This window comes from Christiangramia sp. 3-2217-3z, from assembly GCF_051195275.1.
GTDB lineage: Bacteria > Bacteroidota > Bacteroidia > Flavobacteriales > Flavobacteriaceae > Christiangramia > Christiangramia marina.
The window spans coordinates 228,825-254,454 of sequence record NZ_JBNJLI010000001.1 but is presented as its reverse complement, the minus strand read 5'-3'; the positions used below and the strand labels follow the sequence as shown (position 1 = coordinate 254,454).

General features: G+C 38.7%; 21 protein-coding genes. 16 read left to right on the top strand and 5 right to left on the bottom strand.

Annotation, left to right across the window (positions count from 1 at the left end):
- Positions 1-9 precede the first annotated feature (9 nt).
- The 3 genes from ACSHZO_RS01220 to ACSHZO_RS01210 are packed head-to-tail and all read right to left on the bottom strand — an operon-like array spanning position 10 to position 1,846.
- Positions 10-720 carry a hypothetical protein gene (locus ACSHZO_RS01220; RefSeq protein WP_298246300.1) on the bottom strand — a complete coding sequence of 237 codons (711 nt, stop codon included), beginning with the start codon at positions 718-720 and terminating at the stop codon, positions 10-12.
- Between the two features lie 2 nt (positions 721-722).
- Positions 723-1,439 carry a PspA/IM30 family protein gene (locus ACSHZO_RS01215; protein WP_298246299.1) on the bottom strand — a complete coding sequence of 239 codons (717 nt, stop codon included), beginning with the start codon at positions 1,437-1,439 and terminating at the stop codon, positions 723-725.
- A gap of 11 nt (positions 1,440-1,450) precedes the next feature.
- On the bottom strand, positions 1,451-1,846 hold the full coding sequence (locus tag ACSHZO_RS01210; RefSeq protein ID WP_141876988.1) for a YbjN domain-containing protein: 396 nt from the start codon (positions 1,844-1,846) through the stop codon (positions 1,451-1,453).
- Positions 1,847-2,111: 265 nt separating this feature from the next.
- On the opposite strand from ACSHZO_RS01210, the gene ACSHZO_RS01205 reads away from it, so the two are divergent.
- From ACSHZO_RS01205 to ACSHZO_RS01170, 8 genes are all read left to right on the top strand, one after another.
- The gene (locus ACSHZO_RS01205) at positions 2,112-2,876 is read left to right on the top strand and encodes a helix-turn-helix domain-containing protein (protein WP_298246298.1); all 765 of its coding nucleotides are present in this window, start codon (positions 2,112-2,114) and stop codon (positions 2,874-2,876) included.
- Positions 2,877-2,978: 102 nt separating this feature from the next.
- Entirely contained in the window at positions 2,979-9,428 is a 6,450-nt protein-coding gene (locus ACSHZO_RS01200) for a carboxypeptidase-like regulatory domain-containing protein (protein ID WP_298246297.1), read from the top strand.
- Positions 9,429-9,492: 64 nt separating this feature from the next.
- A complete protein-coding gene (locus ACSHZO_RS01195) occupies positions 9,493-9,624 on the top strand; it encodes a hypothetical protein (RefSeq protein ID WP_295181468.1) in 132 nt (43 codons plus the stop codon).
- A gap of 167 nt (positions 9,625-9,791) precedes the next feature.
- Complete coding sequence (locus tag ACSHZO_RS01190; RefSeq protein WP_298246296.1) at positions 9,792-12,167, top strand: TonB-dependent receptor; 2,376 nt, start codon at positions 9,792-9,794, stop codon at positions 12,165-12,167.
- A 60-nt stretch (positions 12,168-12,227) separates the two neighbouring features.
- Positions 12,228-13,352, top strand: coding sequence for a PepSY-associated TM helix domain-containing protein (locus ACSHZO_RS01185; RefSeq protein WP_298246295.1), 1,125 nt, complete (start codon positions 12,228-12,230; stop codon positions 13,350-13,352).
- 99 nt (positions 13,353-13,451) lie between these two features.
- Positions 13,452-14,873: an exonuclease domain-containing protein gene (locus ACSHZO_RS01180; RefSeq protein WP_298246294.1), complete on the top strand. Its 1,422-nt coding sequence runs from the start codon at positions 13,452-13,454 to the stop codon at positions 14,871-14,873.
- 60 nt (positions 14,874-14,933) lie between these two features.
- A complete protein-coding gene (gene rlmF, locus ACSHZO_RS01175) occupies positions 14,934-15,782 on the top strand; it encodes a 23S rRNA (adenine(1618)-N(6))-methyltransferase RlmF (RefSeq protein ID WP_298246293.1) in 849 nt (282 codons plus the stop codon).
- Between the two features lie 270 nt (positions 15,783-16,052).
- Positions 16,053-17,876, top strand: a complete 1,824-nt coding sequence (locus tag ACSHZO_RS01170; RefSeq protein ID WP_298246292.1) for a sodium:solute symporter family protein — start codon at positions 16,053-16,055, stop codon at positions 17,874-17,876.
- Positions 17,877-17,921: 45 nt separating this feature from the next.
- On the opposite strand, the gene ACSHZO_RS01165 is transcribed toward ACSHZO_RS01170, so the two are convergent.
- Positions 17,922-18,605 (bottom strand): outer membrane beta-barrel protein, encoded by a 684-nt coding sequence (locus ACSHZO_RS01165; RefSeq protein WP_298246291.1) that lies wholly within the window; start codon positions 18,603-18,605, stop codon positions 17,922-17,924.
- Between the two features lie 157 nt (positions 18,606-18,762).
- Positions 18,763-19,077, bottom strand: coding sequence for a rhodanese-like domain-containing protein (locus ACSHZO_RS01160; RefSeq protein WP_298246290.1), 315 nt, complete (start codon positions 19,075-19,077; stop codon positions 18,763-18,765).
- Positions 19,078-19,214: 137 nt separating this feature from the next.
- On the opposite strand from ACSHZO_RS01160, the gene ACSHZO_RS01155 reads away from it, so the two are divergent.
- The 8 genes from ACSHZO_RS01155 (at position 19,215) to ACSHZO_RS01120 (ending at position 25,629) form a co-directional block, all read left to right on the top strand.
- Positions 19,215-19,673 carry a MarR family winged helix-turn-helix transcriptional regulator gene (locus ACSHZO_RS01155; protein ID WP_295178908.1) on the top strand — a complete coding sequence of 153 codons (459 nt, stop codon included), beginning with the start codon at positions 19,215-19,217 and terminating at the stop codon, positions 19,671-19,673.
- Positions 19,651-20,304, top strand: coding sequence for an NAD(P)H-dependent oxidoreductase (locus tag ACSHZO_RS01150; protein ID WP_298246289.1), 654 nt, complete (start codon positions 19,651-19,653; stop codon positions 20,302-20,304). The genes ACSHZO_RS01155 and ACSHZO_RS01150 overlap by 23 nt, the downstream gene beginning before the upstream one ends.
- A 16-nt stretch (positions 20,305-20,320) precedes the next feature.
- Positions 20,321-20,890, top strand: a complete 570-nt coding sequence (locus tag ACSHZO_RS01145; protein ID WP_295178904.1) for a YceI family protein — start codon at positions 20,321-20,323, stop codon at positions 20,888-20,890.
- 216 nt (positions 20,891-21,106) lie between these two features.
- Entirely contained in the window at positions 21,107-22,501 is a 1,395-nt protein-coding gene (locus ACSHZO_RS01140; RefSeq protein ID WP_298246288.1) for an anthranilate synthase component I family protein, read from the top strand.
- Positions 22,502-22,511: 10 nt separating this feature from the next.
- Positions 22,512-23,129: an anthranilate synthase component II gene (locus ACSHZO_RS01135; RefSeq protein ID WP_298246641.1), complete on the top strand. Its 618-nt coding sequence runs from the start codon at positions 22,512-22,514 to the stop codon at positions 23,127-23,129.
- Positions 23,126-24,118 carry an anthranilate phosphoribosyltransferase gene (gene trpD / locus ACSHZO_RS01130; RefSeq protein WP_298246287.1) on the top strand — a complete coding sequence of 331 codons (993 nt, stop codon included), beginning with the start codon at positions 23,126-23,128 and terminating at the stop codon, positions 24,116-24,118. Before ACSHZO_RS01135 ends, trpD begins: the two co-directional genes overlap by 4 nt.
- 12 nt (positions 24,119-24,130) lie before the next feature.
- Positions 24,131-24,922, top strand: coding sequence for an indole-3-glycerol phosphate synthase TrpC (gene trpC / locus ACSHZO_RS01125; protein WP_298246286.1), 792 nt, complete (start codon positions 24,131-24,133; stop codon positions 24,920-24,922).
- 8 nt (positions 24,923-24,930) lie between these two features.
- On the top strand, positions 24,931-25,629 hold the full coding sequence (locus ACSHZO_RS01120) for a phosphoribosylanthranilate isomerase (RefSeq protein ID WP_298246285.1): 699 nt from the start codon (positions 24,931-24,933) through the stop codon (positions 25,627-25,629).
- Position 25,630 lies beyond the last annotated feature (1 nt).

Genomic DNA, 25,630 nt, shown 5'->3' with positions numbered 1-25,630 from the left:
TAGATTAGATTATTCGTTGTATGATTGTACGAGGTAATAATTGCGATCTGCAGACCGCTTGATAATAAGAACGCTACTTCCATAATTTAGAGGCTCTCCGCTGAGCGATTTTACATAAATGGAAAGGCTGTCGCCATTTACGCTCACCTCGGCATTTCCCATTCTATCCTTAGAAATCGTGGATAAAAGGGTTGCTTTGCGACCCAGGTAATCGATAGGAGCATCGCCATCCTTATTCAGATTTTTAAAGAAACCTTTAAAAGGTGTGGTAAGTATCTTGGTGACGAATAGTGCCGGAAATAATGCCAGCAGCATGATCCCAAAACCTATAAAATTATCATAGCTTGAAGTGATCGCGGTAACCAGGGTAGTTATGAACCACCAGACAAAGATCCAGAAAGTAAAAGTGAACATGAATGGCAGTCCCACGAAATTGAAATAGATCAGGAATATCTGCCACCACTTTAAAGGTTTTCGCCTTTTCCCAACCACGTCTTCCTGGTTGATCTCGGTATTGGAAATATCTTCAAAATCCATATTTCCACCTTCGATCCCGGAATCCAGATCCACATCTGCATCCACATCCACATCGATATCAAAGTCCGGATCGAAATCCAGACCTCCTATCATGGTGATGATCCAGTAGAGAATCAGAATAATGAGCAACACGCTCAGGATCACGTTTACCTCTGAAAAAAGTATGTTGATTAGGTTATCCAAGTTTATTCGTTTTTAGAATCTTTCATTCCAAGTTGTTCTTTAAGCTTCGCCAGTTCATCACTTGCTTTTGCTTTCGAGGTATCTGCCGCCTTATCGATTTCCTCATCGATGGATTTAGAAGCATTGGCGATGTCTCCGTAAGCCTCGGCCAGCGCTTCTTCCTGGGCTACTTTCTCCTTCATTCTTTCCAGCATAGATACTGTACCGGTACTATCCAGCTCTGCCATTTGTTTATTCAGGTTTTTGGTAGCATTCGATACTTTAACCCTTGCTTTTAGCGTCTTGAGTTCATTCTCCCAGTTCCCAATATTTGCTTTTATGGTCTGGATATTCTTTTGCAATTGAGCTACGTTATTATCGAATTTAACCGACTCCTCCTTGGCTCTTAAAACCTGCTGTTCCGCAGCTTCTTTTTGCACAAGAGCTTCCTGCGCCAGGCGATCTGCTTCTGCCTGCTGCATGTCTTTGGAATGTGCTTTTTTCAGGATGATGATTGCTTTATTCTGGTAATCGTCCACTTTATTCTGAAATTCCTCCTGGTCGTTCTTCGCTCTAATCGCAAGTGCTTTCACCTGTGCCAGTGCTTCCAGACTTTTATCCAGGTCAAGCTTCATGTCTCTAATGCCCTGTTCGGTCATTTTGATTGGATCCTCCATTTTGTCCAGGGCAGAATTTGTTTCTGCCTCTCCTATTTTAAATAATCTCTTAAAGATGTTCATAATGCTGAATTTTAATATTTTGAGAATTCTATGATATGATCTGAATATTCACTCATTAATAAACTGAGTGAGTTTAAGCTCCCTTCCAATTCGTTCAGATCCATGTTCTCAATCTGAAGGGTATCGCGGTAAATGACTTTTTCACCAGACTCGTCCAGTACAAAAGCGCCGTGAACGATATCGCGATTCTTCTGTAACAAGCTTTTAAAGATCTTTTCAGACTGGTTATTGATCTTGAAAATGTACTGCTCCATTATTAAGATTGGCGGAGCAACGCCTACGATGAGATTTCTAATTCCAGAATTTTCTTTTTGAATCACCAAAAGTCCATCTTCCGGATTCTCCCGGGTGATATTAAAATTCAATTCCAGCAAAAAATCTCTCGTAATATTAAAGTGATTTTTCATAGGTGGTTATTACGGTTAGTACTACTATTTTGAGAGCCTAATAATACAAAAAAGTATTAAGACTTTGTTAAAGAAACGTGATTAGCTCGGTGGCTATATCGATAATAAATGAGATCATAATTCTAATTCTTTAGTTGGTTAATAATAATCTCTGAGTGTTCAAACATTTCAGACTAAAAAAATTAGCAATACTGAAATGTATTTGCTAATATTGTTAGACTAATTTACAATAATTATTCAATTCTGCAAATATTATTAGCAATAAATGTCTTTATTCGGAAAAAATATCAGGAAAATAAGATCGGTTCGTAGTTTGAGTCAGCAGGCATTTGCTGAGCTATTCGACCTGAAACGGGGTACATTGGGTGCTTATGAAGAAGGACGAAGCGAACCTAAGATCGAAACCATTATTAAGATTGCTAATTATTTTAGCATTCCAATAGATGACCTGCTTACCAGCGAACTTACGGTAAATGAACTGCTGAAGTTTAGAGGCAAACCTGAGCATGATGACCTGAAAGCTAAACCAGATATTTGCAAAAAGGTGCCCTGCATCATCCCGGAACAGCAACAGGAATATATTCAGCATCACACAAAGAATAATTTTATAGAAGATCTACCGGAAATTCATCTACCTATCTATAATGAAGAAAATCTACGAGCTTTTGTAATTCACGACCTCGAGATGAGCACAGATTCTGATGGATTTTACCCGAAAGATGTGGTGATAGGTGAGAAAGTTCAGAAGAAGCAATACCCTAATCTCGCGAGCGCATGTTTGTTCCTGATAGTTTCCGAAGAAAAAGTATTCCTGAGAAGAATATACCAGTCGGCTAAAAAATTCATTTTGAAAGCAGACCATAAAGGCATTGAAGATATTGAGATTCTTTACGCTGATGTTAAAGAGCTATGGGAGATCAAATACGCTTTTTACCATCGTATTCCAGATAGTAGAAATACCGACATCAAACAACAACTGAGTTTTTTAGAGGAAGAATTTCATAAACTGCGTACGTCTCTCAACAATTAAATTTTCATGGTTCAGATAAAGTTGTAAAATTACAGGCATAACTATTGCGGTGCTAAATCTTTTAGTACCTTTTTAATAGCATTACAACCTAACCTGCTACCTATGAAAAAATTGCTTTTAGGGATCTTCATCATATCCCAAAGTTTACTATTCGCCCAAAATCCAAGTTATAAAGAAAGTTGGATACAGATCAATTCTCTTGAGAAAGATGGAAAAGTTGAGACTGCATTAGAGCGTACCAATATTTTAATGCAGCGCGCTAAAAGTGAGAAAAAGTATGATGAACTTATTAAGTCTAAGGTCTATCATTACCGTCTATACCAGATCAATCACGAGAACGCTGAGAGCTATATTCTAAAAGATATCAATAATACTATTGCCCAGATCCCTTTTCCATTTGATCAGGTGTTGCAGAGTTATAAAGCTGAGTTACTAAGTGATTATTACAGACAGAACCGGTGGAGCCGCCGTGAACAGAAACAAATCAATGATCCAGATCGAAAAGATTTGAGCACCTGGTCTCTCGAAACTATAAAAGACAGTATTCATACCGCTCATAAAAAATCTATTGTCAATCCCGGCAAACTGGCCAACTTTCCCAATTCTGAAATTGACGTGCTTTTAAATGCTAAGACCATAACGAGAGATTTCAGACCTTCTATCTATGATCTTCTGGCTGGACGTTACCTGGAATTTCTAAGAGACGAAAGCTTTTTTAGTACTGAATTTGAAGCTGCGAAAACCGAAATTAGCAAAGAGGTTCTTTTCGCGACAGACTCCAGATTTGTAAATACTGAGATTGCTGAGGTTGAGAATTCCAGGCTGCTTGCTCTACGACGGTATCAGGAACTCGAAAAAATTCACTCAAAAGACAAAAGTGATGTATCGCTGAATTACTGGAAGTTACAACGTATTGAATTTGTTCATGCTGAATTTCATGATGACTTTCAGAAATACATTAGTGCTATTGAGAAGCTGGAAGAAAACTCAAAAGACCGGAAAATTAAGGCTCTTCTTCTATTCAAACTGGCTAATGCCTATGCTGAAAAAGCTTCAGAAAGAGATGAAGAAGGACTACTGAAGTATCCCGAATATAATGCAAAAGGGGTCAATCTTTTAAAACTTATTGAGTCCAACTATAGCAATACGCTTACCCGGCAGAATGCCCAGAATCTTTTGAAAAGACTTACCGCACCAAGTCTGGAGGCACAATTACAAAATATCCTGACCCGAGATGAACCAGGTCGTGCCAAGCTTACTTATAAAAATGTAGATACTATCTATATGAAATTAGGTAAGGTTAGCATGAATTTCCTGGATAAGGTAAATTACAGAGATAGAGCAGATTTTATAAAAAAAGAAGCTGCAAAAATTTCAGATAGCGTACAGATCATTCTACCAGGAAAAACAGATTATAATGAACATTCCACTGAAATTGTAATTCCGGGAAATGATTTCGGATGGTATCTTGTTCATTTATACGATTCAGAAGGCAATCATACTTCCGGGACTTACCTGGTAACCAATATCGCCGTCTCCAGAACAGATTTCGAGAAAGAGAACCTGTTCCATGTAGTTGATCGAAAATCAGGAGAAAATCTAAGTGACGTTGTTCTAAGAGTAAAAAAGGGCAATACCACGATTCTTTCCAGAACCTCTGATCGTAATGGGGAGATAGCATTGGATAACTATTCCGGTAGTCGCTATTGGGAAGAACATACCGAATTTACAAAGGGAGATGATTTCTACTCTTCATCTTACAATCGCGGTGGTAATCGTTATAATTATAGCAATAATGAAGATGAAGATTCACAGGCGAAGGTACTTTTCTTCCTGGATCGTGCGATCTACCGTCCGGGTCAGAAAGTGCATTTTAAAGGTGTTTTTCTTCAGCATAGAAATGATTCTACCAGCGTAGTTCCTAATGAATATATAGACGTATTCGTAGATGACCCGAATGAAAATGAAATTCATGAATTTAGATTCAAGACCAATGAGTATGGATCTTTTAAAGGTAGTTTTGATCTTCCAGTCAATAACCTTACCGGCCAGTTCTCTATTTATGCCGACGAATATATTGAAACTGATTCCAATTTCTGGGATGAGTTGGATGACTTTCAGGATGATTACAAATACTTTAGTGTAGAAGAATATAAACGACCAACTTTTGAAGTAAGTTTTGACACCATAAATAAAGCTTACGAGTTAGGCGAAGAAATTGCACTTAAGGGTTCTGCTGAAGCTTATATTGGTGCCTCGCTTCCAAATCTTAAAGTTGCCTACACAGTTACCAGGGAACGTATGCATTATTCGTGGTGGAGAAGTTATTATTCAGATGCAGTAATTATTAAAACTGATACTACTGAAACAGATGAAAATGGGGAATTTATCATTCCTTTTGAAGCGAAGGCAGACCAGAACACCAACCTTAATGATCTCATATATCGCTACTCCGTATCTGCCGCTGTAACCGATGTGAGTGGAGAAACCAGGGATGCACAGCAGTCTCTTAAAATCGGAAATAAGAATTTTCTTCCAAAACTTGAAATTGCAGAAAAGATCGATATTAACGATACGCTGAAAATCGATCTGGCAACAAGAAATCTGAATGATCAAAAGGTTCCTGCTACGGGTACTTATAAGATCTATAGACTCAAGAGTCCTGAAAAGCATTACCAGGAAAGATGGTGGGAGGCTCCAGAATTCGAACTTATTTCTAAAGCTGAATTTGAAAGACTATTCCCTAATGAACCTTACCGAAAGTTGACAAAGCCAGAAAATTGGGAGAAACTGGAGACAGTATACGAATCCAATTTTGATTCAGATGGGGATTTTGAGGATGATATCGCTACCAGAAATTGGAAAGAAGGTAGTTACTTACTGAGTTTCGAACTGCGACATGAAAAAAAAACAGAAGAATTATTAAAGGTTATTAGCATTCAGGATCCTGAAAGCAATAAGGCTTATACAGATCAGGATCTTCTCGTAAGTATTATCAATAAAGAAACATTAGCTTCAGATGAACACGCGCAGGTTGAGATCAGCTCTCCCATAAATAATTTGCGAATTCGTGTTTCAGCATTCAGAAACGGTCGTACTTCTATTTTTAGAGAATACTATAAGCTTGATGGGAAGTTAAAATTGAAGATTCCGCTAAAGGCTCTGGAAGACCCTGAATTTAAACTGGATGTTTCTTCAGTGATGAACAACCGGCAAATTGAATTCAGCGAGGTTGTGAACTTCAGAAAAGATTCCGAAGATCTTGAAATCTCTACGGAAACCTTCAGAAATAAAATAAAACCTGGACTTGAAGAAACCTGGAGTTTTAATGTATCAACTCCTGGTGAGAAAAAAGAAGCTGAAGTTCTGGCTTCTATGTATGATATTTCGCTTGATCAATTTAAAAAAGATGAGTGGAATACAGATACCGGGTTTACTGGATTTAGATCTGATTATCCATCCCTGTATTTTGATAATTTAGGTCGAAGCGTCAACCTGTATAGATATTTTGGTAGAAATAATTATTACAGTCGGGTGAATCTTCGATTTGATCAGCTTTCTCAATTAGGTTTTTATTTTGGACAGCCTAACAGTTACCAGTACAGGAATTATCTACGTACATTAAAGGTCAGCGGTAAGGTGGATTCTGATGCTCGTGTACAGGGAAGAGTGGTTGATGAAAACGGGGAACCGCTACCAGGAGTGAATGTAATAATCAAAGGTTCGAGTCTTGGAGCGCAGACAGGCTTCGATGGTGAATTTGGAATCGATGCTCCCAAAAATGCTACTCTTATTTTTAGTTATGTAGGTTATGTGAGTCAGGAATTCCAGCTTGGTGATAAGACTGAAGTATTTATTGATCTTGAAGCCGATTCTGCCAGTCTGGATGAAGTCGTAGCTGTAGGTTATGGTGAGGCTGTGGCCGAAGAAGTCATGGAAGTTGCCGATCAGGAAAGTGAGTCTACAGCCTTGTTACAAGGCAAGGTTGCCGGCGTAGAGGTATCCAGAACCGGAGCCAACACCGAGTTTAAAATTAGAGGTAGTTCAAGCATAAGTGGAAGTCCGCTGTTTATCGTAGACGGTAAGCCTGTTGAGGACTACGAATTAGATTCAAAAGATATTGTAAGCGTCGAAATTCTAAAAGGTGCTGAAGCTACCGCAATTTATGGAAGTAGAGCGGTTGATGGTGTTGTGATCATCACCACCAGCAAATCCCTGGAAGCGCTTGAAAATGTTGATGCAAGAACAAATTTACAGGAAACAGCTTTTTTCTTCCCGGATCTTAGACTGGATGAAAATGGAGGTTTATCGTTCAGCTTTACCACTCCGGAAGCACTAACGAGCTGGAAATTACGATTGCTGGCTCATAGCAGCAACTGGAGCACCGGTAAACTGGAGAAAATTGTAACTACAAATAAGGATCTAAATGTAGTACCAAATGCACCACGATTTTTAAGAGAAGGTGATAGTATCATTTTTAAGGCGAAAGTGACCAACCTTTCCAGTGAACCAATGACCGGCAACGCAGTGCTGAAGTTATTCAATGCCGTGACGATGGAGCCTGTGGACATCCCGATGGGAAATACTGAAACGCTGCAAGCCTTCCAGATCCAGGAAGGAAAGACCAGGGTGGTAAGCTGGAAACTTTTCGTTCCTGAAACCATTCCTGCGGTGACCTATAGAATCCTTGCGACAGCAGGAGATTTTAGTGATGGGGAAGAGAATTTACTTCCTGTGTTGAAGAACAGGATGCTGGTTTACGAAAGCATCCCGCTGTTTGTAAGAGCTGGAGAAACTAAAAGCTTTGAATTTGAAAACCTGAAATCGAATGACTCTAAAACCCTGAAGAATCATCTGTTTACATTTGAATATACTTCCAATCCCGGGTGGTTTGCCTTGCAAAGTTTGCCATACCTCATGGAGTACGAACATGAATGTTCTGAACAGATGTTTTCAAAGATCTTCGCTAATTCCGTTGGACAGAAAATTGTGAACTCAAAACCTGAGATCGCTGAAGTTTATGAAGCATGGAGAAAAGATTCCAGTATGGTGAGCAATCTTCAGAAAAATGAAGAACTCAAGAGCCTTTTACTTGCTGAAACTCCGTGGGTACAGGATGCTGAATCTGAAAGTTTACAGCAACAACGAGTAGGATTGTTGTTCGAAACCGGGCGAATCAACAAAGAACTAACTTCTATGTTGACCAGGTTGCGGAGAATGCAGAATTCTTCGGGAGCTTTTCCATGGTTCGCCGGCGGTAGGGATAATTATTATATTACTTCTCATATCATCGAAGGCTTCGGAAAACTAAAGAATATGAAAATTGAGCTGGATGATCGAAGAATTCTTGCCAATGCGATTGCTTATCTGGATAAGGAATTGATGGAGCAGAAGAAAAGAAGAGAGTCTGGCAATTCAACCGAGTTTTATAAAAGTTATACTGTACTTGCCTATGCACATACCAGAAGCATGCACCAGGAAGAGTTTCCGATACCGGCTGAACAAAAAGATCTCATTGACAAAGCTTTGGAATATCAAAAGGAACGCTGGACAGATTATAGTCTTTCGGAAAAGGCTGAACTGGCCATAATATTAAATCGATTTGGTCACTCCGCAAAAGCATTGGAGATCATTGAATCGCTGAAACAGACGGCAGTAAAATCTAAAACTTATGGCATGTACTGGAAAGAAAATACTGCGAGCTGGAGATCATTTAATACTCCTGTTGAAGTACAAGCCTTAATAATTCAAGCATTTGCTGAAGTTTCCAATGATATGGAAACAATTGAAGAACTTAAGATCTGGTTAATTCAGAATAAGAGAACCAACTACTGGGAAACTACTAAGTCTACCACTGCAGCGGTGTATGCATTGCTAATGCAGGGAATGGATATACTTCCAGTGTCCTCGAATACTCAATTCGTAATTGGTGGAGAAAAACTGGACATGGAAGAATTGAGTAATACTGAAGCTGGATCTGGCTATGTGAAAACAACCTGGAAAGCCGGAGAATTTTCAGAAGATTTCGGAAATATTGAAATAGAGAACAATAATACTACCGCCGGATATGGTGGCGCTTACTGGCAGTATTTTGAGAATCTGGATAAGATCAAAACTCATTCTGAGAGTCCGCTTAATATCGAAAAAGAATTATATCTGAATACTGGAAATAAAGAACTCAAGAGAATAGATACCGATACTCCACTGAAAGTTGGAGATCTGGTAAGTGTTCGATTAGTCGTACGAGCTGAAGCAGATATGGAATTCATTCACTTGAAGGATATGCGTGCCAGTGGTTTTGAGCCAACAAACGTGATTAGTGAACATAAGTACCAAAATAGTACAAGCTATTATGAGAGCACCAGAGATGCTGCTACCCATTTCTTCTTTGATACGCTAAGAAAGGGAACTTATGTTCTTGAATATACCGTAAGAGCCAATAATGCTGGATCTTTCTCGAATGGGATAAGCACAATAGAATCTATGTATGCTCCTGAATTTTCCGGACATACCAGCGGAATTCGAGTGGAAATCAGAGAACAACAAAGATAAAATAGAGTAGTAATTTGGGGTTTTAACAAAATCTTTAGATATTGAAACACCCAAATTAAAAATCGTGGACAGATCAAATGAAGACCATGAATTTACTGAGAAGATCGAACGTTTAGAAAGAAGCTACAACATGATGAAGTATGCTATTCTAACTACTGGAATAGGAATTATGATCCTGCTCTATTTGTTTCAGTAAATCAAAAGAGAAAAGCTTTCGCGATGCGAAAGCTTTTCTCTTTTGAACCTCAACCACTTAGCCATTTCAGAATAAAACTTTAATTAAAATCATTCTAAACAATTTTTAAATTTTTATAAATCTAAATATATTCGCAGCTTGTTTATAATTAGTCTAAATAAATAAAGGTGCAAAAATTACTACTTCTACTACTCGCAATACCCTTTCTAACACTAGCTCAAACCGAACCAGCCATCAAAGGTCAAATACTTCATAATTCTGAACCTGTTCCTTTTGCTACAATTATCATCCAGAAATTAAATAAGGGAATTTCGGCAGATGCTAAAGGCGAATTCAGATTTCAAAATTTACCAGATGAAGAGCTTCAACTAAGCATTTCGGCGATTGGTTACCAGACTACCGAAGTGAAAGTACAATTCAGCGATCGCCCGGCTGTATTAAATATTGATCTCGAAATTGATGATCAATTGCAGGAAGTTGAGGTTTTTGGAAACAGGTTTAGCCATCCAGATAAGATCGAGGCTCTTACCCGATTGCCTTTAGAACCTTACGAACAGATCCAAAGTATCTCAGTAATCTCAGATAAGCTCATCAAACAACAGGGAGCACTCAGCATATCAGAAGCGACAAGGAATGTTCCCGGAGTTTATACATTTGCTACTTATGGAAACCGAAGTGAGAGTATTTCTTCCCGGGGATTTCGTGGAATTCCAATCTTGAAAAATGGAGTGCGTGTACATTCAGATTTTAGAGGAACAGGTATTCTAACCGACATGCAGGGTGTTGACAACATCCAGGTTCTTAAAGGTGCAGCTTCCATTACACAAGGCGTTGCTACCGACCTGGGAAGTCCTGGTGGTGTCGTAAATATCGTTACCAAAACTCCAAAATATCAGTTTGGTGGTGAAGCTTCAATGAGAGTTGGCAGTTACGGACTAATTAGACCGGCTTTCGATGTATATGGTCCTCTAAATGAGCAAAAGAATATTGCCTTCAGAATAAATGCAGCACTGGAGAGAAAAGATTCTTACCGCAGCGAAATTTCTGGAGAGAGCTTCTATATCAATCCTTCGCTGGAATGGAAGCCAGATGATAAAACCGAAATAACTCTTGAAATGGATTATTTCTCAGATAGCAGAACTCCAGATGTGGGAACAGTTAATCTTGCTGAAAATGATCAAAACGCGATTTACGACCTGCCATACGATGTCTTTTTAGGTTACGAAAACGATCGCAATAATACAGAAAATAGTACTTACGCCATTAGAATCAATCGGGATCTAAGCGACAAACTCAGCCTTCGCGCCGCCTACTACAGGTCTAATCTGGATCTTGATAACAAGGGTGCCAGTTTTGGAAATGTGGTAATGGAAAACGATGTACCCGTCTATAATCAGAGAACTCGTGGCTACGGAATAAGCACCCGTAATGACAAGAACAGCGTGGTACAATTTGATCTAATTGGAGATGAAATCGAAACCGGTGCCGTGAGTCATATTTTTCAGGTTGGTTTTGATTATCGTACAACCAATTACGAAACCTTCAGCAAATCTGCTTCAGCTGTGGATACTATTGATGTTTTCAATAATTCCAATAGCCGGTCGTTACCAAATGGAATTAATTTTGCGGCAGCAAATGAAGGAACCGCCAGGTCTAAAGCTATAGGTTTTGTTGCTCAGGATGTGATTACTTTTACTGAATGGTTCAAGACTTTTTTAGGAGTGCGTTACTCTTCTGTAGAAACCATTAACGGCGATGAAAACAATAGAAGTGATTCATTTAATCCGCTTGCTGGAATTATCGTTTCTCCGTTTGAAAATGTAAATGTTTTTGCATCTTATACCAATAGCTCTTACCCTAGAACAGCAGCCAGAATTGGAGAAAATGGTGAAGAATTGGGGAATGAACGTTACGATCAGGTAGAAGCAGGTATCAAAACCAACTGGCTCAATAGCAGGTTGCGTTTTAACCTTACCCTCTTCAGAATAAATAATAAGAACATCAATCTTCCGGTATACGATGAAAACTGGATCGCAACTGGATTTTTTCAACAAGGTGGAAATGATCAACGGCAGGGAGTTGAAGTAGAACTTACGGGGCGGCCATTGCAAAATCTGGAAGTGATCGCTGGATATTCGTATATCGATGCGCAGTATAAAGATCACACTTCCTTTGTATATGGCTCTGCACCTCTAAATACACCAAAACACACCTTTAACACCTATGTGAATTATTCATTTTTAGAGCATCTTGAAGGATTATCTCTTGGTGGAGGTGTTTACTACACGGGTGACAGACCTGTTAATGACTGGTCTGCCGGAGCAGTAACTCACCAGGGAATTGTACCAAATCAAAAACCTTTCGATGTGGAAAGTCTCACGCAGGTAAACTTACAGGCTGCATACCAGGTTGATAAGAACTGGAATGTTAGGATTCTCGCAAATAATATTTTTGATAAAATTGGCTACAATGCCTATAGAACCAGGTTTATCAATCAAACGGACCCAAGAACTTTTAGCGGAGTAATTTCCTATAGATTCTAATTAAACGATTTACATAAATAACAATCTAAACAGCGTGGTTCCTAACCTTAAATATTAAAAATGAAAAAAAAGAAAGCATATACTTTTCGAAACTTTATGACAGACGTCCATCTCTGGTTGGGTCTGGCTAGCGGAATTATTCTATTTCTGGTTTGTTTTAGCGGAACCATGCTGGTTTTTGAAAAGGAGATCGAATCAATTTTTGCTGAAGAACTTCACGTTGTTCCCTCTTCGGAAAAGTTATCGATCGATGAATTAACCAGCAGAATGTCGGAAAAAGGTACTGTTTCTTCTGTTTCAATTCCAACTGAAGCTTCTGAAGCCTATGAATTTCGGGTAAAGACCTCACCAGAAGATCGTCGTGGAACCACCTTTATGATGGATCCGTATTCGGCAGAAATTCTCAAACCTGAACCTTCACCTCTAGACGGATTCTTCAGTGTAATGTTTAGAATGCATCGGTGGCTTCTTTTGGATACCAGCATTGGAAGACCCATTGTAGGTGTGGCGACAATTATCTTTTTATTTCTATCCATCAGTGGTATTATTATTTGGTTTCCGAAGAGATGGAAATGGAAAGCTTTCAAACCAGGATTCAAGATCAAATGGTCTGCAAACTGGAAAAGAATTAATCATGATCTTCACAATACTCTTGGTTTCTACTCCTGTATTTTTTTAGTGATCATGATTCTTACGGGACTTTGCTGGTCTTTTGAATGGTATCGGGAAGCAGGGAGCCAGGTTCTGGGAACTAAGCTCTTTGGAGGAAGAGGTGGTCCCGGAATCACTTCTGAAGAGCCAGGTTCTGAGATAATTTCACTTTCAGAAGCCTATACTATCTCCAATTCTGAGTTGAAATATGCCGGAAAAACAAGTATCAGCATCCCACAAGAAAAAACCAATGTGTTCGAAATCAGAAAATATGATGACAACGACTGGTCTCCGTCACCTTCAGATCTGCTGGTGCTTGATCGGAATGGAACGGTGTTGAAAAAAGAACTTTTTGATGATAAGGATCTCAATGTGAAGATCGCCTCGCTCATTAAACCTTTGCATACCGGTGAGATATTTGGGATCTTTTCCAAGATTATTTATTTCCTGGCTTGCCTGATTGCCACTTCCCTACCCGTGACTGGAACTATCATCTGGCTGAATAAAATGAAGAAGAAAAAACGAAAATTGTAGGCTGAACTCAAATGCTCGAATTATTAACGTTTTTGGATTAATTCCATTAGTTTGGATTTTTTCCTTTATTTTTTCTGAAGATTGTAGTAATTTGCAGCCATGGAGGAGTTGAAATACGCGGTTGTTGATATTGAGACTACCGGGAACGGTATCAAAGGAAACAGGATCACAGAGGTTTGCGTGATCATTCTTGAGAATGGTGAAATCACAAAGACCTTTACATCGCTTGTAAATCCCAGCCAGTCCATTCCATTGTATATCGAAAGTCTTACCGGAATCAATGACGAAATGGTAAGCAGTGCACCGCAGTTTTCTGAAGTCGCAGAAGAGATCATGGAAATTACAAAGGACTGTATTTTCGTCGCTCATAATGTGAACTTCGATTATAATATACTGAGGGCTGAGTTTGCGATGCTGGACATGGATTTTAAAAGAAAGCGTCTTTGTACCGTAAGACTTACAAAGAAATTGATTCCACGCTTGTTTTCTTACAGTTTGGGAAATATCTGTACCTCCATCAACATTCCCATTTACGATAGACATCGTGCGCAGGGTGATTGTGAGGCAACGGTGATCTTGTTAAAACGTTGTCTTTCGCTAGATCCTGAACTCGAAGTTGTTACCGAATTTTTGAACAGAAAAAGTGGTGCAGAATATTTACCGCCGCACTTTAAAAATGCCGATTTTGAAAAGCTTCCGAAATATACCGGCGTTTACTTTTTCAGAGATAAAGATGGTATTCCATTATATATTGGCAAGGCGAAAAATATCAAAACCCGAATAAAATCGCATTTCCAGGAACGTAGTAATCGCAAATACCAGTTGATGCAGGAAACGTATAGCATCGATTATGAGCTGACTGGTTCTGAATTTCTCGCGCTACTTCGCGAAGCTGAATTGATTCTGAAATATTATCCAAAATACAATAAAGCTCAGAAGAAAGTTTCTAGACCTTATACGCTCACCTCCTATCATAATCAAAAAGGCATTGAAGTATTTGCCTTGCACAAAAACAAAATTGCACCGGTAAGCTGGATGAAATTCTATACCCGTGAAGAAGCGATAAGCTTTTTAGAAAACCTGTGTAAGGATTTTGATCTCTGCCCGAAATATACTGGCTTGCAAAGCGCTACTTCCGCTTGTAATCATTACAAACTGGAAGCCTGTAGCGGAGTTTGTAAAGAAGGAATTTCAGTTACCGAATATAACTCCCGGGTTGCAAAAGCAGTAGATTTTATTGGAACCTATGATGAGTCCTGTCTTTTAATGGAAAAGGGTCGAACTAAAGGTGAAAGAAGTTTTATTTATCTGGATAAAGGTAAGTATGCCGGCTACGGGTACATTGGACCTTCAGATGACTTTAACCATCCTGATGAATTCCGGAATTTTTTAGTCCAGGCGAAAACTTCCAGCTATGCAGATCGTATTGTAAGTCGGTATTTGAACACGAAGAAGAATCTCTCTCCCGTAAAATTAAATTCTTCCGAAGAATTGGTAGAAAACGATATTTGGTTTGGATAGATGCCAGATCCCCGTTGAGACATTTATATTTCGCCTATTTTTACCTTCTGAAAAGAATTTATGCATCCAGATAACCCTCATAGGGAACAATACGATTTCACTGAATTAGTTAAAGTCAATAGCGATCTCAAACCTTATGTATTCAGAAACAAATACGATAATCTTACTATAGATTTCAGTATTTCTGAAGCTGTACTCAATTTGAATAAAGCGCTCTTAAATTACCATTACCAGGTTAAAAACTGGAGTATTCCGCAGGGATATCTCTGTCCTCCAATTCCCGGAAGAATGGATTATTTGTTACATCTTAGAGATTTTCTGGATATTAAGATTGGAAAAGAACACTATTCCGGACTTGATATTGGGGTGGGAGCCAGCAGTATTTACCCAATTCTGGCTGCAAAGCACATGGGCTGGAAAATGCTTGGTAGTGATATCGAAATCAAATCTATTGAAGCAGCGCAGCAAAACGTCATCAACAATAAGCTTCAATCCAATATAGAAATTCGACTACAGGAAGACCGTGGTTCCATCCTGAAAAATGTGATCAAAGAAAATGAGTCATTTGATTTCAGTATGTGTAATCCTCCCTTTCATGATTCCGCAGAAGAAGCTAACAAAGCTAATTTCAGGAAAAATACTAATCTTGGAATCGAGACCAGGAGATTAAATTTTGGAGGACGGTCCAATGAACTATGGTGCCGTGGTGGCGAAGCTTTATTTCTAAAGAGAATGATTAGAGATAGTGTTAGTGTGAACAAAAAAGTACAGTGGTTCACTTCCCTGGTATCAAAACAAGAAAACTTACCGGCTATAGAAAAACAATTAAACAAACTCAATGCAGATTTTGAAATAATCCACATGGAATTAGGAAACAAAAAGACAAGATTTGTAGCCTGGAAATTTTAAAGCTTCTAGAATTTTTGAATCTCAAACTGTTCGTAAACAATTGAATTTTAAGTGGAAACCCTTATTAGGTATTATCATAAAAATGTCTACATTTAAAGCTTAAAGTTTTGGTTATCGAGTAAGTATAGCATAGGTGTATAATTACCTTATTCTTTAACTAACCAACCAAAAAAGGGATAACATAGTTATCCCTTTTTTATTGTATGCTAATATAGGTCTTACATATATCGAATTAATTTTCGTTATTGTAGCAAATACCATGATCTTAGAATGATAGAATTAGCTACAATAGATTATATCCTTATTTTCTCTTTTTTCGCGCTTACCCTGGGCATAGGGTTTTATGTTTCAAAAACTTCCGGTAAAAGTTCCAAAGAATATTTTCTATCTGGCAAAACAATGCCGTGGTGGCTACTTGGTGTTTCTATGGTCGCGACCACGTTTTCTACTGATACTCCAAACCTGGTAACTGATATTGTTCGCAATAATGGAGTTTCTGGTAACTGGGTGTGGTGGGCGTTTCTATTAACCGGTCTGCTTACTGTGTTCGTTTATGCCAGATTATGGCGTAAATCCAATGTTGATACAGATATTGAATTCTACGAATTGAGGTATGGTGGAAAACCTGCAAAGTTCCTTAGAGGATTTCGTGCACTATATTTGGGGGTCGTTTTCAATGTGATGGCCATGGCAGCAGTAAGTCTTGCCGCTATTAAAATTGGACAGGTTATGCTCGGTCTATCTGCCATCGAAACTTTGGCACTAGCCGGAATCGTGACAGTTATATTTAGTACTCTCGGAGGATTCAAAGGAGTAGTTTACACAGATTTCATACTATTTTTTACGGCAATTATTGGTGGTGTTGGAGCTGCTTACTATTGTGTGAATTTACCTGAAGTGGGCGGACTGGAAAGTATGCTAACTCACGAGAATGTTTCCGGTAAACTTAGCATGCTTCCAGATTTCTCAAACACCGAAGCACTTATCACTCTTTTAATTATTCCACTGGCAGTTCAATGGTGGAGCGCCTGGTATCCTGGCGCAGAGCCAGGAGGTGGTGGTTACGTAGCACAGAGAATGCTGGCTGCAAAGAACGAAAATCATGCTATCGGAGCCACTTTCTTTTTCAACGTGCTTCATTACGCATTAAGACCATGGCCATGGATCCTGGTGGCTCTCGCTTCCCTGATCGTCTATCCAGATCTGGATAGCATTCAGATAGCATTCCCTAATGTAAGTGAAGATAAGCTTGGACAGGATCTGGCATATTCTGCAATGCTAACTAAATTACCAGCCGGGCTATTGGGATTGGTTATTGCTTCTTTAGTTGCTGCATACATGTCTACTATCTCAACACATCTAAATTGGGGATCTTCCTATATTGTGAATGACTTTTACTCCCGATATATCAAAAAAACTGCTTCAGAAAAAGAACTTGTTAACGTTGGAAGAATTAGTACCGTAGTACTCATGCTTATTAGTGCAGTTCTGGCTCTGGTATTACAGAATGCACTTCAACTATTCAATATCATACTGATGTTTGGTGCAGGAACCGGTCTTATTTTCTTACTCCGCTGGTTCTGGTGGCGAATTAATGCCTGGAGTGAAATTACAGCCATGTTGGTTTCAGGCGTTATTTCGGTAGTTTTTAATTTTACCGGTGTTGGGATTTATATGTTTGGAGGTGTAGATAATGCCACAAACACTAAAATAGCAGGTTTACTTCCTGGCTGGGCAACATATCCTATTGTGGTTGGCATCACTACCTTATCCTGGTTATTGGTTACCTTCCTTACAAGACCTGAGAAAAAAGAAGTACTCATCAACTTTTACAAACGCACACAACCCGGCGGACCGGGATGGAAAGCAATCGGTATGGATGGTTTTGTAGATAGCAAGAATAATTCCTGGAATGTTCCTTCCGGAATATTAGCTACTATACTTGGTTGCTTTGCAGTATACAGCGCACTTTTCAGCACCGGGTACTGGATCTACGGTGAATATTTCAAAGCAAGTATTACTACGGGTATTGTTCTAATTCTGGCATTTGTTTTAAGAAGGCTTTGGTTCAAGATCCGGACTCAGGTACTATAAAAAAGGCTCCAATGGAGCCCTTTATAATTTTTATGTTTTATCAAATTAAAAGTAACATCCACCTTTTCTTCTTCCAGGATTAGCTGAACTATCGAAGATTTTAAAACCAATACTTAGCATGATCTGGTTTAATCTCGTATCATTAAAAGTGGCTCGATTAATTCCATAATCGGCATTTACTATATCAATTCCCTGGTTCTCTTCTGAAGATAAAGAACGATCGTAGCGCAGGTCCAGTTCAAACCTTCCAAAAGACCCCTTGATTCCTATCTGTCCACTAAGTGGTGAGTTTTGAGCTACTATTTCCTGATCTGGTGGTTCCGTTCCTTCTAAACTTGAATCCAAAATATTCTGGTAAGCCGGTCCAGCATAAATATCAATTGGTCCCCAAACATTATATCCTATTAATAATGGCACATTAATTTTATCAACTGCGTAGATTGAAGATGCTGTTGGAAAAGGAAATTCCGTTTCCATTGTGCTGTAAATAAATTCTGGTCTAAGTAGGAATTTTCCGAATCTTACTTCGAAAAAGGCACCGGCGTGAAAAGTTATCTCAGATTCCGCTTCCACTACACCGTCAAAATATAATCCATTGGAACTTATTCCGGTAATAGTACCACCTGAGGAGTAACTAGGTCCTCCCTTTATTCCGAAGCTAAAATCCTGGGCAGTTAGACTCGTAGCGAACAATAGCGCTGTAATTATAAAAAATAAAGATTTATTCATGATGCTTTAATTCGAGGTCAATCGGGGTTAAATATATCAATTAAATAGACTAATCAAATAATCCGCTTTAAGTTTTTAACGCATAAACAAGTGTTTCAGTATTACTGAAAATGAAAAAGCACCAACAAGTGGTGCTTTCAATCTGATTTTGAATATTTTAATTTGTCTCTTTCTCGCCTTCCCATTCAGAGAAACCGCCAGCAAGATTATAAGTTTCTGCGAAGCCCATTTGATCTAGTAAGGTACAGGCCTGAGAACTTCTTATTCCGGAACGACAATATATATAGTAATGTTTGTCACGATCAAGTTTGTCTACTTCATCAACAAATTCCTGACCCTTATAGATATCAATATTTTTAGAATTCGGAATATATCCCTCATCAACTTCTTCCTCTGTTCTCACATCCAGGAGAACTGCCTTATCGTCGCTTTTGGCCTTCTTTTGCCACTCATCCTGTGATAATTCTTTCATGTTAATCAAGTTTTTGGTTACCGTAAAGATAGGATTGCTGAAAAACCGTAAAGTCTTCAATTCTACTTTTAACAATATTTTATTATCAGTCAAGACTAAACTCATTATATTTGTATGTACAAATGTTGTAACAACAAATGAAAATAGAGGATCTTTTAAAAACTTCCGGTAAGATTTCTGAAACCAAAAGATTGGTTCTTAATCTTATTGTAACTGCAAATTTTTTAAGCGAAGAAATGCAGGAAGTATTAAAACCATACGGCATCAGTTCTCAGCAGTTCAACGTCCTAAGAATTTTAAGAGGTCAAAAAGGTAAACCTGCGAACTTAGGCACCATTCAGGAAAGAATGGTCAGCAAGATGAGTAACACGACAAGACTGGTTGACAAACTGATCGAAAAAGGATTCTGCCAGAGAATCACGTGTCCTTCCAATAGAAGAAAAGTTGAAATTACTATTACCGAAGCTGGACAGGAACTTTTAAAAGAGATTGATCCATTGGTAGAATCAATGGAGAATAGATTTTCAGAAAAATTAACAACAAAAGAATTAACAGATTTAAATAATAAATTAAATGAGCTTAGAAACACAAACTAAAACTAGATTTAATGAAGACCTGAATTGGAGATATGCTACAAAGAAATTTGATAGCGAGAAAAAGATAAATCGCGAAGACCTTGATCAATTACTGGAAAGCGTTCAGCTTACCGCTTCCTCTTATGGGTTACAGCCTTATGAGGTGATCGTGGTTGAAAATCCTGAAATAAGGGAGAAACTTAAAGCTGAAGCCTGGAATCAAACCCAGATCACTGAAGCATCTCATCTCGTAATTTTTGCGAATCTTACTAAGGTGACTGAAAATTATGTTAATACTTATTTAAACAATATTGCGGCAACACGCGACATGTCCCGGGAAGATTTGAAAGGAATGGAGGACATGATCAAGAATACAACACTTCAATTGCCTCAGGAAAAACAGAACTTATGGGCTGCGAAACAAGCTTACATAGCATTAGGTAACTTATTAGCTGCAGCTGCTCATATGAAGATAGACGCCTGTCCAATGGAAGGTTTCAATGCTGACAAGTTTGATGAAATTCTTCAGCTTGAAAATAAAGATCTAACTACCGCAGTAATCGCTCCTATTGGATATCGTAGCGCTGAAGATCAGTATCAGCACCTTGCAAAGGTTAGAAAATCAACTTCAGATTTAATTCATTTTATATAATATAATAACTCACATCATGAAAAGTAAATTAATTAATTCAGCAGTAATTATGCTGGTAGTTTTGACTACCGTAGCATTTACCAATTCGAAAAAAGAAGTAAATACCTCTGAAAGTACTATTAAATGGACCGGAGAAAAAGTGACCGGATCTCATGAAGGAACTATCCAGCTAGAAAGCGGATACCTATTGATGGAAGATGATAAGATCACCGGCGGAGAGTTTGTAATGGATATGAGTACTATTACAGTGACCGACCTTTCTGGTGACAGCAAAGAAAAACTTGAAGGTCATTTAAAGTCTGATGATTTCTTTGGAACGAGTGATCACCCTAAAGCAAAGCTTGTAATTACCAGTGCAGCTTCTAAAGGCAATGGGAAATACGGAATAGTTGGAGACCTTACTATCAAGGAACAAACTCATCCATTAACGTTTGATCTTACCATGAACGGTGACACGGCTACTACACAGGTAACTATTGATAGAACCAAATATGATGTTCGTTACGGGTCGGGTAGTTTCTTTGACAATCTGGGAGACAAGACGATCTACGACAATTTTGATCTTGACATCACTTTGAAATTCTAAATTGACTCCCTAGGTAAATCTTGGGATTCTTTTTAAAATTTAGTTTGATAAGAAATAATTGATTTCTATCTTTGGAGCTATGTTTATCACGAATACACATAACTGGTGGTGGAGCAACTTACGCAATAGATCGTGAGCTGATACGCCATTTCATATATAGATATATAAGGCTTGTCTCACGACAAGCCTTTTTTTATTCAAAAAAATTAAGATTCAATGTTCGAATTAAAGACAACTTCAAAAAAGATCCTTGCAGATACAATTACTCCGGTAAGTATCTATTTGAAGCTTCGCGACCGTTATCCAAATAGTCTTTTGCTGGAAAGTAGTGATTATCATGCAAGTGATAATAGCTTTTCATATATCTGCTGCAATCCTATAGCCTCATTTAAAGTAGAAAATGATGTTATTACTGAAAGTCTACCAGACGGTACGGTTCAAACAACTAAGATCGATAGAACTGCTTCAGTCCCTGCTGCGATACAGAAGTTCTCAAAGCGCTTTAAAGCTGATGCTTCAGATTTTAAGTTTATCAATAATGGAATATTTGGCTATATAGGATATGATGCCGTTCGGTATTTTGAAAATGTAGAGATCAAACGTAAAGAAAAGGATTTAAAAATCCCGGATGTTTATTATGCAGTATATCAAAACATTATCGCGATCAACCACTTCAAGAACGAGGCTTATATCTTCGACCATAGTTATGAATCTGAATCCAAATTAGAGGAAATTGAACAACTATTGAAGGTTAAGAATTTTGCTTCCTATAATTTTTCCAGAACCGAGCAGCCATACTCGAACCTGAATGATGATCAATATCGTGATGTTGTAGAGGCGGCCAGGGAACACTGCCAGCGTGGTGATGTTTTCCAACTGGTGCTTTCAAGACGTTTCTCTCAGAAATTTAAGGGAGATGAATTTAATGTTTATCGGGCGCTAAGGAATGTAAACCCTTCCCCCTATCTCTTTTATTTTGACTACGGAAATTTTAAAATCTTCGGAAGTTCACCTGAAGCACAGTTAATAGTAAACGAGGGTCGAGCTGAAATTCATCCAATTGCCGGAACTTTCAAGCGTACCGGAAATGATGAAAAAGATGCAGAGCTCGCCAAGGAACTCGCTGCAGATCGCAAGGAAAATTCGGAACATGTGATGCTTGTTGATCTAGCCCGTAATGATCTAAGCCGAAATGGAAGTGATGTTTTGGTTGAAAATTACCGCGAAATTCAATTCTTTTCTCATGTTATTCATCTAGTTAGCAAAGTCACCGGAAAGATTGCCGCCAATGTGCCAACACCACAGATCGTTGCAGACACTTTTCCTGCTGGAACATTAAGCGGTGCTCCAAAACCAATGGCATTACGACTTATTGAAAAATTCGAAAATGTGAATCGTTCAGCTTATGGAGGCGCGATTGGTTTTATGGATTTTGAAGGCAATTTTAATCATGCGATCATCATTAGATCTTTTGTAAGTAAAAATCACGAATTGCATTACCAGGCAGGTGCTGGAGTCGTATCAGAATCCAAGCCTGAGAATGAGTTACAGGAAGTATATAATAAACTGGGAGCACTTACCAAAGCTCTGGAAATAGCTGAAGAAATTTAGAATGGAAAAGATGAAAAAGATCCTTGTAATAGACAATTACGATTCTTTCGTATATAATCTTGTTCATTATCTTGAAGAACTGGATTGTGAGGTGACCGTTAAAAGAAATGACCAGCTTGATCTGGAAGATGTGGCTGATTATGATAAAATATTGCTTTCCCCGGGTCCGGGTATTCCAGATGAGGCAGGACTTTTAAAGCAAATCATCTTAGAATATGGCGCTACCAAAAGTATTTTGGGGGTTTGTCTCGGCATGCAGGCGATAGGTGAAGTTTATGGAGGCAAATTATTGAACCTAAAAGAGGTTTATCATGGCGTCGCTACCAATATTGAGGTTTTCGTCGAAGATGAATATTTATACTCAGGACTGGAAAAACAACTGGAAGTTGGACGATACCACAGTTGGGTAGTTGCCAAAGAACTTCCTCCACAGCTACAGGCTACCAGTTATGATATAAAAGGTGAGGTCATGTCGTTGAGACATAAAGAATATGATGTTCGGGGAGTTCAGTTTCACCCGGAATCTGTGTTGACACCAGATGGTAAAAAGATGATAAAAAACTGGGTAGAACATGAATCTTCAACAGAATCACTTCAGAATAAGGAAAACGAGAAAAAAACTTCATGAAAGATCTTTTAAACAGGCTCATTAGTCACGAAACTATAACAACCAGCGAGGCAAAACAGGCTATTTTTAATATTTCTGAAGGGAGATATTCAGAAACACAGATCGCAGCATTTCTTACGGTTTACATGATGAGAAGTATTACCATCCAGGAACTGGAAGGTTTTAGAGATGCATTGCTCGAACTATGTGTAAAGGTAGATCTCAAGGATTACAACACCGTGGATCTTTGTGGAACCGGCGGTGATGGAAAAGATACTTTCAATATTTCGACAACTGCCTCATTTGTAACCGCAGGCGCCGGAATTAAGGTGTCCAAGCATGGTAATTATGGTGTATCTTCAGTAAGTGGAAGTTCCAATGTCATGGAATATCTTGGGATAAAGTTTAGCAGTGACCAGGGATTTCTTCAGAAAACTCTGGAAGAAGCCAATATCTGCATTCTCCATGCACCACTTTTTCACCCCGCGATGAAAAACGTTGCACCGGTAAGAAAAAGTCTAGCTGTAAAAACATTCTTTAATATGCTTGGTCCTATGGTAAATCCTGCATTTCCCAAGAATCAACTCGTAGGCGTTTTCAGTTTGGAGCTGGCACGTATGTATGCGTATCTTTATCAAAATACCGATAAGAATTATACGATACTTCATGCTCTCGATGGTTACGATGAAATTTCGTTAACCTGTGAGACCAAAAGCATTCGGAACGATTCTGAAAGTATGTTGAAACCAGAAGATTTTGGAGTTTCAGAATTGCAAAAATCACAAATTGCCGGAGGTGGTTCAATTGAATCTTCAGCAGAAATTCTAACGGGCATTTTAAAAGGCAATGGAACACAGGCACAGGAAAATGTCGTATGCGCAAATGCCGGTATGGCCATCGCAACTGTCGAAAATCTAAGTGCTCAGGATGGTTTCGCCCGCGCTAAGGAATCTATCGCATCTGGTAATGCATTTAAATGTTTCAAGAAATTACAGGACCTAAGTAAATAATTAGCTGAGATTATGAATATTCTAGATAAAATTGTTGCTGATAAACGTCGGGAAGTAAACCTGAAAAAATCGATTTTCCCGGTAGAACAGCTCGAAAATTCGATCTTATTTCAAAGAAATCCGGTTTCACTGGCAGACAAACTAAGAAATTCAAGCAGCGGTATCATCGCGGAACATAAAAGAAGATCACCGTCTAAGCAGGTCATTAACCACGATCTTAATGTACAGGATGTGGCGAGTGGTTATCGGGATGCCGGAGTCTGCGGTATGTCTGTCCTTACCGATGGTAAATATTTTGGAGGTTCTCTGGAAGATCTTTTATATGCCAGGGCGGTTGTGGAAATGCCTGTTTTGCGTAAAGATTTTATCGTAGATGATTACCAGATCCTGGAAGCCAAAGCATTTGGTGCTGATGTAGTCCTGCTGATAGCGGCGGTATTACCGACTGAAGAATTGAAGCGTCTGGCGACTTTTGCGAGAAATCTTGGGATGGATGTTTTACTGGAAGTACACGACCTGAAGGAACTTGAGAATTCAATTGAAGCGAATGTGGACATGATCGGGGTAAATAATAGGAATCTTAAAACATTTGAAGTTAGTATCCAAAACTCCAAAGATCTATCCAGGCATATACCAGACGAATTCGTGAAAGTATCAGAAAGTGGAATTAGCGACCCAAAAGTAATCGCAGAACTTAAAGATTATGGATATCAGGGTTTTCTGGTTGGAGAAAATTTTATGAGAACAGAAGATCCCGGGAGGGCAGCGAAAGATTTTATAAACGAAATTAACAGGAAGTCATAAGTCACATTATGCAGGAACGAAACTTAACAACACCGGCCTCAGGACAAAGTTCTGGATTGAGTCTAAAAGTTTGCGGGATGCAACAACCTGGAAACATGTTGCAGGTAGCAGATCTAAAACCTACTTATATGGGTTTTATATTTTACGAAAAATCTCCCCGCTATTTTGAAGGAAAACTTCCTGAACTCCCTGCTGATATCAAAAAAACAGGAGTTTTCGTTAATGAAGATGTTTCAAGGATTCTGGAGATTGCAAAGCAGCATAAGCTTGATGCAATTCAGCTGCATGGGGAGGAGTCGGCAGAATTCTGTCAAAAGCTGAAGAGTAATTTTCAGCAACATGGCAACACTCCAGAGTTGATAAAAGTTTTCAGTGTTGGCGACCACTTCGATTTTCAGAAGATACAGGCATTCGAGGGTATCGCAGACTATTTCCTATTTGATACTAAAGGAGTTCTACGAGGAGGTAATGGTAAGGAATTCGACTGGCAGATTTTAAAAGAATATCCTTCTAATACACCATTTTTCCTTAGTGGTGGCATTGGGCCCGAACATGGGGAAGCCATCGCCGAGTTGAAGAATCATTTCTATAGAGAAGGAAAACCAGATCTTCTGTATGCAGTAGATGTAAATAGTAAATTCGAATTGAAACCCGGGTTAAAAAAATTGAAAGAATTAAAAGAGTTCAAACTAAAGATAAATTCATAAG

Coding starts and splice junctions, on each gene's coding strand:
- trpC (WP_298246286.1), top strand. CDS start 24,131: ATGAATATTCTAGATAAAATTGTTGCTGATAAACGTCGGGAAGTAAAC.
- rlmF (WP_298246293.1), top strand. CDS start 14,934: ATGCATCCAGATAACCCTCATAGGGAACAATACGATTTCACTGAATTA.
- ACSHZO_RS01215 (WP_298246299.1), bottom strand. CDS start 1,439: ATGAACATCTTTAAGAGATTATTTAAAATAGGAGAGGCAGAAACAAAT.
- ACSHZO_RS01160 (WP_298246290.1), bottom strand. CDS start 19,077: ATGAAAGAATTATCACAGGATGAGTGGCAAAAGAAGGCCAAAAGCGAC.
- ACSHZO_RS01135 (WP_298246641.1), top strand. CDS start 22,512: ATGAAAAAGATCCTTGTAATAGACAATTACGATTCTTTCGTATATAAT.
- trpD (WP_298246287.1), top strand. CDS start 23,126: ATGAAAGATCTTTTAAACAGGCTCATTAGTCACGAAACTATAACAACC.
- ACSHZO_RS01205 (WP_298246298.1), top strand. CDS start 2,112: ATGTCTTTATTCGGAAAAAATATCAGGAAAATAAGATCGGTTCGTAGT.
- ACSHZO_RS01210 (WP_141876988.1), bottom strand. CDS start 1,846: ATGAAAAATCACTTTAATATTACGAGAGATTTTTTGCTGGAATTGAAT.
- ACSHZO_RS01185 (WP_298246295.1), top strand. CDS start 12,228: ATGAAAAAAAAGAAAGCATATACTTTTCGAAACTTTATGACAGACGTC.
- ACSHZO_RS01155 (WP_295178908.1), top strand. CDS start 19,215: ATGAAAATAGAGGATCTTTTAAAAACTTCCGGTAAGATTTCTGAAACC.
- ACSHZO_RS01170 (WP_298246292.1), top strand. CDS start 16,053: ATGATAGAATTAGCTACAATAGATTATATCCTTATTTTCTCTTTTTTC.
- ACSHZO_RS01200 (WP_298246297.1), top strand. CDS start 2,979: ATGAAAAAATTGCTTTTAGGGATCTTCATCATATCCCAAAGTTTACTA.
- ACSHZO_RS01145 (WP_295178904.1), top strand. CDS start 20,321: ATGAAAAGTAAATTAATTAATTCAGCAGTAATTATGCTGGTAGTTTTG.
- ACSHZO_RS01140 (WP_298246288.1), top strand. CDS start 21,107: ATGTTCGAATTAAAGACAACTTCAAAAAAGATCCTTGCAGATACAATT.
- ACSHZO_RS01180 (WP_298246294.1), top strand. CDS start 13,452: ATGGAGGAGTTGAAATACGCGGTTGTTGATATTGAGACTACCGGGAAC.
- ACSHZO_RS01165 (WP_298246291.1), bottom strand. CDS start 18,605: ATGAATAAATCTTTATTTTTTATAATTACAGCGCTATTGTTCGCTACG.
- ACSHZO_RS01150 (WP_298246289.1), top strand. CDS start 19,651: ATGAGCTTAGAAACACAAACTAAAACTAGATTTAATGAAGACCTGAAT.
- ACSHZO_RS01120 (WP_298246285.1), top strand. CDS start 24,931: ATGCAGGAACGAAACTTAACAACACCGGCCTCAGGACAAAGTTCTGGA.